The organism is Xanthomonas sp. WCS2018Noco2-27 (assembly GCF_031843525.1).
Taxonomy (GTDB): Bacteria; Pseudomonadota; Gammaproteobacteria; order Xanthomonadales; family Xanthomonadaceae; genus Xanthomonas.
Window position 1 is genome coordinate 287271 of the sequence record NZ_JAVTIK010000005.1, and the last position, 10030, is coordinate 297300.

Consider the following 10030-nt stretch of genomic DNA (forward strand, 5'->3'; position numbering starts at 1 on the left):
GCCCTATGGCCGCAGGTCCGAGATCCCTGCGGGCATGCCGTGCTACAACAGCGGCACCAGCAGCAGCGCCACGATGTTGATGATCTTGATCAACGGATTGATTGCCGGCCCTGCGGTGTCCTTGTACGGGTCGCCGACGGTGTCGCCGGTGATCGCCGCCTTGTGCGCTTCGCTGCCCTTGCCGCCGAAATGGCCGTCTTCGATGTACTTCTTGGCGTTGTCCCAGGCTCCGCCGCCGGTGGTCATCGAAATGGCCAGGAACAGCCCGGTCACGATGGTGCCGATCAACAATCCACCCAGTGCCCGTGGCCCCAGCAACAGCCCGACCACGATCGGGACCACCACCGGCAACAGCGAGGGCACGATCATTTCGCGGATCGCCGAGCGGGTCAGCATGTCCACCGCGCGGTCGTATTGCGGCTTGGCGGTGCCGGCCATGATGCCGGGGATCTCGCGGAACTGACGTCGCACTTCTTCGACCACTGCGCCCGCCGCGCGGCCCACCGCTTCCATTGCCATTGCGCCGAATAGATAGGGGATCAATCCGCCGATCAATAGACCGATGATCACGGTATGGTCAGACAGATCGAAGGCGAAGACCTCCGTGGGATTGGCCGCCTGCAGGTTGTGGGTGTAGTCGGCAAACAGCACCAGCGCCGCTAGAGCGGCCGAGCCGATCGCGTAGCCTTTGGTAACCGCCTTGGTGGTGTTGCCGACGGCATCCAAGGGATCGGTGATCGCGCGCACTTCCGGTGGCAGTTCGGCCATCTCTGCGATGCCACCGGCGTTGTCGGTGATGGGGCCATACGCATCCAGCGCCACGATCATGCCGGCCATCGACAGCATCGCCGTGGCAGCGATCGCAATGCCATACAGGCCGCCAAAGTGAAACGCACCCCAGATCGCTGCGCACACCGCGATCACCGGCAGCGCGGTGGACTTCATCGAGATACCGAGGCCGGCGATGATATTGGTGCCGTGTCCGGTGGTGCTGGCAGAGGCGACATGCTGTACCGGTGCGTACTGGGTGCCGGTGTAGTACTCGGTGATCCACACGATCAGGCCGGTGAGCACCAGGCCGATCAATGCGCAGGCATAGAGCGACGTCGCGCCATGGCTGTTGTCGCGCATCAGTGTCTGGGTGATCGGCCAATAGGCCAGCGCAGCCAGCACGCCGGAGACGATCACGCCTTTGTAGAGCGCCCCCATGATCGAGCCGCCTGCTTTGACCTTGACGAAGGCCGCGCCCACGATCGAGGCGATGATCGAGACACCGCCCAACACTAGCGGATACAGCACCGCATGCGGCCCGGTTTCAGCCAGGGTCAGGCTGCCGAGCAGCATGGTGGCGATCACGGTGACGGCGTAGGTCTCGAACAGATCCGCTGCCATGCCCGCGCAGTCGCCCACGTTATCGCCGACGTTGTCGGCAATCACCGCAGGATTACGCGGGTCGTCTTCGGGTATGCCGGCCTCGACCTTGCCAACCAGATCCGCCCCCACGTCCGCCCCCTTGGTGAAAATACCGCCACCCAGACGCGCGAAGATCGAAATCAACGATGAGCCAAACGCCAGGCCGACCAAGGCATGCAGGTTCTGCTCCAGCGGCAACCCCATGGCCTGCAGCACGGCGTAATAACCGGCCACGCCCAGCAAGCCCAGTCCCACCACCAACATGCCGGTGATGGCGCCGCCCCGGAATGCCACATCCATCGCACGGCCGATGCCATGCCGTGCGGCTTCGGCAGTGCGCACGTTGGCGCGTACCGAGACGTTCATGCCGATATAGCCGGCCAACCCCGACAGCACCGCGCCGAGCGCAAACCCGATCGCCGTGTACCAGCTCAGAAACAGCCCGACCAATACGAACAGCACGCCGCCGGCGATCGAAATCGTGAGGTACTGCCGATTGAGATAGGCGCGTGCACCTTCCTGGATCGCCGCCGCGATCTCCTGCATGCGCGCGTTACCGCTTGGCTGCGCGACCACCCAGCGCGCCGACACAATCCCGTACAAAATTGCCAATACCGCACAGCCCAGCGCAAGCCCTAACCCGTAGTGTTCCAGCATGACCCCTCCCAAGAGAATGGATGTCATCCGGTCGGGACGAACCAAGGGCGACGCACGCAACGAGTGACAACGAATACGGACTCGACGGCCACAAGGGCCGTAATGCGCGTCGCGATGTTCAGGTGGCCGGATCGCGATCGAGTATGCGCCGCAGCTTGCAGGGGTGCCACCACCGCGGCTTTGGCGCGTCGTTCAGTCGCGACATGACAGCCTGCGGCCAACGTGACCGAGCCGATCCAGGAGTAACTATGTCGAACGATGCCGCGTCCAGGTACGCCGCTGTGCTGGCCGCCATGCTGTTTACCGGTAGCGCAATCGCTGCAGATCCAACGCCGGAGTTGAAGCCACGCCCGCCTGGCACTGCGCAAGCCGTCGGTGCAGTACACACCTTGCGACAGATTCCAGAAGCCTGTGCGCGCTTGGAAGGCGTGTTCACCGGCAATGCTGCACAGCCCTACACGTTCTCGGTCGTGCGCAGCAGCCCCACCTGTCAGCCACGTGCGCGCTTTGTGGACTACGCCAAAGCAACACCGAGCGTTGCGTCGGGCTGGATCTTCAACGACGTGATCCGCATCCCAAGTGCTGCCTGCCCGAGTCAACAGGCGGTTGTGCGCGTGTGGCGCAAACCAGTCGATGCCAAACCGCAGCTCGACGGCCAAGGCCAGTCACGCATCTACCTGGAAGATGCCAAGCAACAAGCGGCCGCCGGCAAGATCCCGCAGGTGCCGATGTTTGCTGCGCAGATGGCGGTCGAAGGCAAGGCTTGTCAGTAGTGAAGTCGTGTTCGCAACGCGCTATGCAAGCCCGTTGCGAACCTTGGCGTTATTCCGCGCGTTCGAGCTTGGCAGCCATGCCTTCGAATGTCGCTTGATCAGAGGGTGAGAGATTCGGACGGCCGGCTAGGATGCCCATGGTGATGCCACCCTGGACGTAGTAGGTCTCACCCGCCTCGACTTCGATGTTCAGGATGTCTTTCTTTTCGGAATGCACGGCGTATTGATGCGTCCCCGGTTGCACCAGCGCCACGAAATACTTTCCGCTACGCAGTTTACCCAATTCGGTTTCGCCCTCGCGCACCTTGAATCCGACGGCTCCGCCGGCAAACTTGGATGGTCTGAAAAACACAATCTGCGCCTTGTCTGCTGGAGCGGATCCAATCAAACCGGCGTTGGCCGAAGCGGCGGCCTCGGTGGTAGCAGTACTCACTGCGTTGACGGGGAGCGCTGAGGCTTGCGCCGCCGTCAGCAAGAGGGCCAGTGAGGTGATGCTCAACAGTTGACGCATGGTTGCTCCTAAGAAGTGGTAGAGGGAAAGGTTTGAGGTGCGCATATTGCGCGCGGTACTGCGACTGCCAGTTTTGCAGTGCCACGCGTGCCTGACGGGATTTCGATCTCTCCGCCACGGATAAACATTCCCAGCGGCCCGCCCAGCGTGGCAACGCCAATCGCGGGCGCGCTACGGTCTTTTCCGGTGGCGCCCAATTTGAAGCCGCGTAATACGATGGTCTGCTCGTTGCATTGAAGGCTGCGTGCGGCAAGTAGCAGTTCTCCCGCTGCACCGCCGCTGCGAGCCACTGCGGCATGCACCACTTCCCCCACGCCAGCGATTCCCGCAGCGAGTACCTGCTGTCCATCAATGACCAGTGGTTCGGCCAACTGCAGTCGAAAGCGATCGCCGCGCCGATGCGTCGATGACGACAGGACTTCGGTGAGTTCAACGATCACCGATGTTCCTTCCGGAATGACGGAAGCGGAAGATTTTGCTTGGTCAGACACCGGCGTTTGGATGCCGAAAGATACGGGAGATGGTGGCGCTGACAAATGCCATGAAGCACGTCTAGGTTCAGACGCCTGTTCTGCATACGCGCCATCGCCCAACAGTCGCAATGCGAGCAAAAAAATGACGCCCACGATTAATGGATGAGACGGCGTTCCCTGCACTGTTGTTTCCCCTGGATGCAGCGCTGGCCGTTGCGGTCAGCGTGCGTCTCAAGCCTATCGCAACTGTGACAGCGCGCACAACATATGTGTCTCGTTCATAGCTCGGGCTCGATCCAGGACAAGGCGACGTCTCACACTGCTAGCCGTCGCCTTGGCGGCCTTACCCCTCCCACACCGGCAATTTCTTCGCCACCGCCACGTTCTTCAACGTCACATACTTCGGCAGGCCGTCGTTGCCATAGGCCAGCGGGGCCTCGCCCTTGATCAGTGGGGCGAAATAGCGACGGGCGCGGTCGGTGATGCCGAAGCCATCCTTGCGCAGGAAGCTGGGCGGCATCTTCTTTTCGTGATTGGCCACCTTGTGCAGCGGGGCGGGCACGATCTTCCAGCGATAGGGGGCGTCGCTGACGCGTTCGATCACCGGAATCACCGCGTTCATGCCCTTGAGTGCGTATTGCACGGCGGCCTTGCCGACGGCCTGGGCCTGTTCCCAGTCGGTCTTGGAGGCGAGGTGGCGCGCGGAACGCTGCAGGTAATCCGGCAGGGTCCAGTGCACCTTGTAGCCCAGTTCCTGTTTGACCTGTGCGGCCAGGAATGCGGCGACACCGCCCAGTTGCGCGTGGCCGAATGAGTCGGCTGCGCCACCGGCATCGGCGACGAAGTTGCCGTGTGCGTCCTGGATGCCTTCGCTGGCGACCACTACGCACCAGCCAACCTTTTCGACGACCTGTTTCACCTTGGCCACGAACGCGGCCTGATCGTAGGCGCGCTCGGGCAGCAGGATGATCTGCGGTGCATCGTCCGGGCCCTGACCTGCGAGCCCCGCTGCGGCCGCAAGCCAGCCGGCGTGGCGGCCCATCGCTTCGTAGATGAAGACCTTGGTGGAGGTGTCGGCCATCGCGGCGACATCCAGTGCGGCTTCGCGCACCGACACCGCGGTGTATTTGGCCGCCGAGCCGAAGCCGGGGCAGGTATCGGTCACCGCAAGATCGTTGTCGATGGTCTTGGGCACGCCGATGCAGTGCAGCGGGTAGTCGTAGGCCTTGGCCAGCTGCGAGACCTTCCATGCGGTGTCGGCCGAATCGTTGCCGCCGTTGTAGAGGAACCAGCGCACGTCGTGTGCGCGCAGCACGTCGAGCAGGCGTTCGTACTTGGCGCTGTCCTGTTCGAGCGACTTGAGCTTGTAGCGGCACGAGCCGAACGCGCCGCCGGGTGTCTGCGCCAGTGCGGCGATCGCGGAGGCCGATTCCTTGGAGGTATCGATCAACTCCTCGCGCAGCGCGCCCAGGATGCCGTTACGGGCGGCCAATACCTTGATCTTGCGCGCACGCGCTTCGGTGATAACGCCGGCAGCGGTGGCGTTGATGACGGCGGTGACGCCGCCGGATTGGGCATACAACAAGTTGCCAGTGGACATAGGGGGACGGACTCCTCACATGGAAACATGGCGCAGGGGACAGTGCCGGGACATTCCCCGGATGGGGTAAGCTGCACGACCATACGGTCAGTGCCGGCGAAGGCTTGAGTCTAACGCCGCCAACCGCAACGCGTTTTTATTCGAAAGTGGAGTCCACTGATGCGATTGGTTCTGTTGGGACCGCCCGGTTCGGGCAAGGGCACCCAGGCGACACGTCTCAAAGATTCGTTTGAGATCCCGCACATTTCCACCGGCGACCTGCTGCGTGCCGAAGTTGCCGCCGGCTCGCCGCTCGGCCTGAAGGCTAAGGAAGTCATGGCACGCGGCGATCTGGTGTCCGACGACATCCTGCTCGGCATGCTGGAGTCGCGGCTTGGTCAGGCCGATGTCGCCAAGGGGTTCATCCTCGATGGTTATCCGCGCAATGTGGCGCAGGCCAATGCGCTGGACAACCTGCTCAGCAAGATCGGTCAGCCACTGGATGCGGTGGTGCAGCTGGACGTCGCCAGCGAGTTGCTGGTCGAGCGCATCGCCGGACGTGCCAAGGCCGAAGGCCGTGAGGACGACAACCCGGAATCGGTGCGCAAGCGTCTGCAGGTCTATACCGACTCAACGGCGCCGGTGATCGGCTTCTACGAGCAGCGCGGCAAGTTGGCGCGTGTGGATGGCGTGGGGTCGCTGGACGAAGTGCTGGAACGCATCAGCAAGGCGCTCGGCCGCTGAGTCACCCGGACCGGGCGCAACGCCCGGTCTGTGTTTACCGCGTGCCTGTTGGCCGCGCCGTCTGCAGATCAAGACCCCGGAAAAGAAAAACCCCGGCCATACAAGATGACCGGGGCAGAATAACGCCAGTAATGAGCTTGCTCAGAGCCCCAACAGCATGAGCTCCCTGGGGATTTGGTCTCTTGGGGAGTAGAACCAAAGGGTGCTGCGACTGGCGTTCAGCATAGTGAGGGATGTGACGCAGTTCGCATATCGGGAAATTCCCGACAGTACGGTAGGAGTTTCCTGACAGCGGCGCCGGGTGCGGATCGGAATGTCCTGCAACTCCGGTGATCGGCGACAATGTGCTCCATGAGCAAACTCCACATCCTCGGCATCGCCGGGACTTTCATGGGCGGTGTGGCCGCCCTGGCACGCGAGCTGGGCTGGCAGGTAGAAGGCAGCGACCAGGCCATCTATCCACCGATGTCCACCCAGCTGGAAACGCTCGGGATTTCGCTGGCCCAGGGCTACGCGCCGTCCAATATTTCCGCCGACGCCACCGAGGTGGTCATCGGCAATGCCTTGTCGCGCGGCAATCCGGCTGTGGAAGCGGTGCTCGATGCAGGCCGCCGCTATAGCTCCGGCGCCCAATGGCTTGCCGAGCAGGTGCTGCCGGGCCGCGACACGCTGGCGGTCGCCGGCACCCATGGCAAGACCACCACCACCACCATCCTGAGCTATCTGCTGGAGGCGGCCGGGCGCGCGCCGGGCTTTTTGATCGGCGGCGTGGCCGAGGATTTCGGCGTGTCGGCGCGGCTGGGGCAGGGGCGTGCGTTCGTGGTGGAAGCCGACGAATACGACACCGCCTTCTTCGACAAGCGCAGCAAGTTCGTGCACTACCGGCCGCTGGTGGCGATCCTCAATAACCTCGAATACGACCACGCCGATATTTTCCCTGACGTGGCCGCCATCCAACGGCAGTTTCATCATTTGGTCCGCACCGTACCGGCGCGCGGGCGGCTGATCGTCAATGGCGAAGACGCGCGGCTCGCCGAGGTGTTGGCGATGGGCTGCTGGACGCCGGTGGAGCGCTTCGGTTTCGATGCGGCGCTGGAGTGGAGCGCGCGCTTGATTGCCGCCGATGGCAGCGTGTTTGCGGTCGCGCATCGCGGCGTGGAGATCGGCCAGGTGGAGTGGCCGCTGGTGGGCCGGCACAACGTGCTCAACGGATTGGCTGCACTGGCGGCTGTGCATGCGGTGGGCGTGGATCCGGCAACGGTGATGCCGGCGCTGGCGCACTTTCAGAGCGTCAAACGCCGACTGGAAGTATTGGGGCAGGCGCGCGGCATCACCGTCTACGACGACTTCGCGCATCACCCCACCGCCATTGCGACCACCTTGCAGGGGTTGCGTGCGAAGGTGGGCGCGGCGCGTGTGCTGGTGGCGATGGAGCCGCGCAGCAATTCGATGCGGTTGGGCGCGCATGCGCAGGCGCTGGCGCCGTCGCTGCACGATGCCGACGCGGTGGTGTTCCTGCATCGTCCCGAGTTGCCATGGGATGCGGCACCGATCATCGCGCAGGTGCGCGGGCAGGCACACGTGGCGCATGACGTGGAGGCGTTGCTGCAGACGCTGGGCGATATCGCGCAGCCGGGCGACCATGTGGTGTTCATGTCCAATGGTGGGTTCGACGGCGCGCCGCGTCGCTTTTTGGCGCAGCTGTCGTGATGGCATCGATCGCAGACACTGACGACACCAGCGCTTTGCCGCTGTTTCCGCTGCACAGCGTGTTGTTGCCGGGCGCGGCGATGGGGCTGCGCGTATTCGAGCGCCGCTATCTGGATCTGGTGCGCGAATGCGGGCGCAATGGCACCAGCTTCGGCGTATGTCTGATCCTGGATGGCAATGATGTAGGCGTACCGGCAACGCCGGCGGCGTTCGGCACCGAAGTGCGGATCGAGGATTTCGATGTCGGCGCCGATGGCGTGCTGGTGCTGCGCCTGCGTGGCACGCGTCGCTTTCATGTGCAGCGCTCGCGCATTCGCGACAACGGGCTGTTGGTGGGCGAGGTGAGCTGGTGCGAGCCGGACCTCGACGACGAATTGCGCCCCGAGCACAGCCTGTTGGCAACCGTGCTCGAGCGCATGCTCGAACAGGTGGGTGGCGAATTTGCCTCGGTCGGTCCGGGGTTGCTGGATCAGTCCGCGTGGGTGGGGTGGCGGCTGGCCGAGTTGTTGCCATTGACCGAGCAGCAACGCTTGTCGTTGTTGCAGCAGGACGACCCGCATCAGCGCCTGGAGCAGTTGCTGGCCTGGATGCCCTGAGCGCGGGCAATCACGTAGTGCGGCCAATCAGCAGGCGCCGCCATGCATCGGGTGCGAAGGAAGCGAACGTGGATAGGCACTGCATGCGTATTCCGGGCATCGGCCGCAGCTAGTCAATGATCGCGCAGAAGTGTTTTGCGCTCGCGAGGCACTGCTTCTATCGCCCCATCACCGCACTTGCACCGCCGTGGCGGCAGACTTCTCACGCTTGAGTGCGCTAGCGATGGCATCCATGCACTGGATGCGCGCAAGGGCGATACGCGTTTTTAGTGAGGGAGTGTGCCTTGATCATCGATGTGAAACCGCGTGTGGCGGATGTGTTCAGTCAGGTCTGGCGGACCCTGGCGGTGTTGTTTGTCTGGGACGTGTTGATCACGATCATCTATTACGTGCTGCCGTTCCGCGCGCCGGCATTGCCGTTGACCATTTTCGGTTCGGCACTGGCGTTATTTCTGGGCTTTCGCGCCAATTCCACCTATCAGCGCTGGTGGGAAGGCCGCGTGCTGTGGGGCCAGATGATCAATGCATCGCGCAATCTGGTGCGCTTGAGCGTCAGCATCCTGTCTGCGCCGGAAGCCGCAGCGCTGGGGCGCACGATTGCGCTACGGCAGATTGCCTATGTCAATGCATTGCGCTGCCAGCTGCGGCGGTTGCCGGTGGCGATGGCCTTGGAGTCGCGGTTGGATGCCGACGAAGTGGCAGCGGTGATCACGCGTACGAACGTGGCCAATGGCTTGCTCGACACGACCGGCCGCGCCGTGGAACAGGCACGCCGCGATGGCTGGATCGACAGCATCCAGCAGGCCAGCGTCGAGCGCATTCTGGTGGATATCGCCAACGCGCAAGGTGGCATGGAGCGGCTGAAAAATACGCCGCTGCCGTATCAGTACCGCTTCTATCCGAACCTGTTTACACGTCTGTTTTGCGTACTGTTGCCGATCGGTCTGGTGGAAACGTTGCAATACGCCACGCCGGTAGGATCGACGGTCGCTGGCTTGATGTTTTTGGCGGTGCTGAAGATCGGCGATGAGCTGGTCGACCCGTTCGCCAACACCATCCACGATCTGCCGCTGGACACCATGTGCCGCACGGTGGAGATCGATGCCCTGCAGGCGATTGGCGAACCCGCACCGGAGCCGATGCAGCCGGTGGATGGGGTGTTGTGGTGAGGCGTTGCGCGCTTGACCAATGCGGCTTGTGCCCATCCAAACGGCGCTGAAGCACAAGCTCTCGGTCACCTTGAGAGGTAATGGAACGGTGCGGATGCATTGGTTGTAGAGCGGCAGATTTGCGGCTTGGGTGCAGGGCCCTTGCCCGCCCACATCACGGGACACGCCGTGAATCCGTCCCTGGAGGCTCTTACGCGGCATCCATGCCGCGTAAGGTCCGCGACGGTGGGCGGGCAAGGACCGGTCGAGATGGTCGGTGTGCATGGTTGCGAGCAGGACATGATGTGCGTTGTTTGGATGACGCTGGGTCCGATCAGCTTCCTAACGCAAGCCGAGCAACAGGCAGGCGTTCAAAGAAACCGCCGACCAACTTCCTGGTGCGGTGTCCTCGCCGCTTGCGGGACC

The 10030-nt window shown here is 63.2% G+C and carries 9 protein-coding genes; 5 read left to right on the top strand and 4 right to left on the bottom strand.

Annotation, left to right across the window (positions count from 1 at the left end):
- Positions 1–42 precede the first annotated feature (42 nt).
- Complete coding sequence (locus RQH86_RS11645; protein WP_311238507.1) at positions 43–2070, bottom strand: sodium-translocating pyrophosphatase; 2028 nt, start codon at positions 2068–2070, stop codon at positions 43–45.
- Positions 2071–2318: 248 nt separating this feature from the next.
- On the opposite strand from RQH86_RS11645, the gene RQH86_RS11650 reads away from it, so the two are divergent.
- The gene (locus tag RQH86_RS11650) at positions 2319–2843 is read left to right on the top strand and encodes a hypothetical protein (protein ID WP_311238506.1); all 525 of its coding nucleotides are present in this window, start codon (positions 2319–2321) and stop codon (positions 2841–2843) included.
- A gap of 49 nt (positions 2844–2892) precedes the next feature.
- Here the strand turns inward: RQH86_RS11650 and RQH86_RS11655 are convergent, their stop codons facing one another.
- From RQH86_RS11655 to RQH86_RS11665, 3 genes are all read right to left on the bottom strand, one after another.
- On the bottom strand, positions 2893–3354 hold the full coding sequence (locus RQH86_RS11655) for a DUF2846 domain-containing protein (RefSeq protein WP_055848475.1): 462 nt from the start codon (positions 3352–3354) through the stop codon (positions 2893–2895).
- 8 nt (positions 3355–3362) lie between these two features.
- Positions 3363–3794 carry a hypothetical protein gene (locus tag RQH86_RS11660; RefSeq protein WP_153066577.1) on the bottom strand — a complete coding sequence of 144 codons (432 nt, stop codon included), beginning with the start codon at positions 3792–3794 and terminating at the stop codon, positions 3363–3365.
- A gap of 376 nt (positions 3795–4170) precedes the next feature.
- The gene (locus RQH86_RS11665; protein WP_311238505.1) at positions 4171–5427 is read right to left on the bottom strand and encodes a 6-phosphofructokinase; all 1257 of its coding nucleotides are present in this window, start codon (positions 5425–5427) and stop codon (positions 4171–4173) included.
- 159 nt (positions 5428–5586) lie between these two features.
- Between RQH86_RS11665 and RQH86_RS11670 the strand changes: the two genes are divergently transcribed.
- From RQH86_RS11670 to RQH86_RS11685, 4 genes are all read left to right on the top strand, one after another.
- Complete coding sequence (locus RQH86_RS11670; protein ID WP_055848486.1) at positions 5587–6150, top strand: adenylate kinase; 564 nt, start codon at positions 5587–5589, stop codon at positions 6148–6150.
- A 342-nt stretch (positions 6151–6492) separates the two neighbouring features.
- Positions 6493–7860 (top strand): UDP-N-acetylmuramate:L-alanyl-gamma-D-glutamyl-meso-diaminopimelate ligase, encoded by a 1368-nt coding sequence (gene mpl, locus RQH86_RS11675; RefSeq protein WP_311238504.1) that lies wholly within the window; start codon positions 6493–6495, stop codon positions 7858–7860.
- Entirely contained in the window at positions 7860–8456 is a 597-nt protein-coding gene (locus tag RQH86_RS11680; protein ID WP_311238503.1) for an LON peptidase substrate-binding domain-containing protein, read from the top strand. Before mpl ends, RQH86_RS11680 begins: the two co-directional genes overlap by 1 nt.
- A gap of 284 nt (positions 8457–8740) precedes the next feature.
- Complete coding sequence (locus RQH86_RS11685; RefSeq protein ID WP_115513808.1) at positions 8741–9625, top strand: bestrophin family ion channel; 885 nt, start codon at positions 8741–8743, stop codon at positions 9623–9625.
- The last annotated feature ends 405 nt before the right edge of the window (positions 9626–10030 follow it).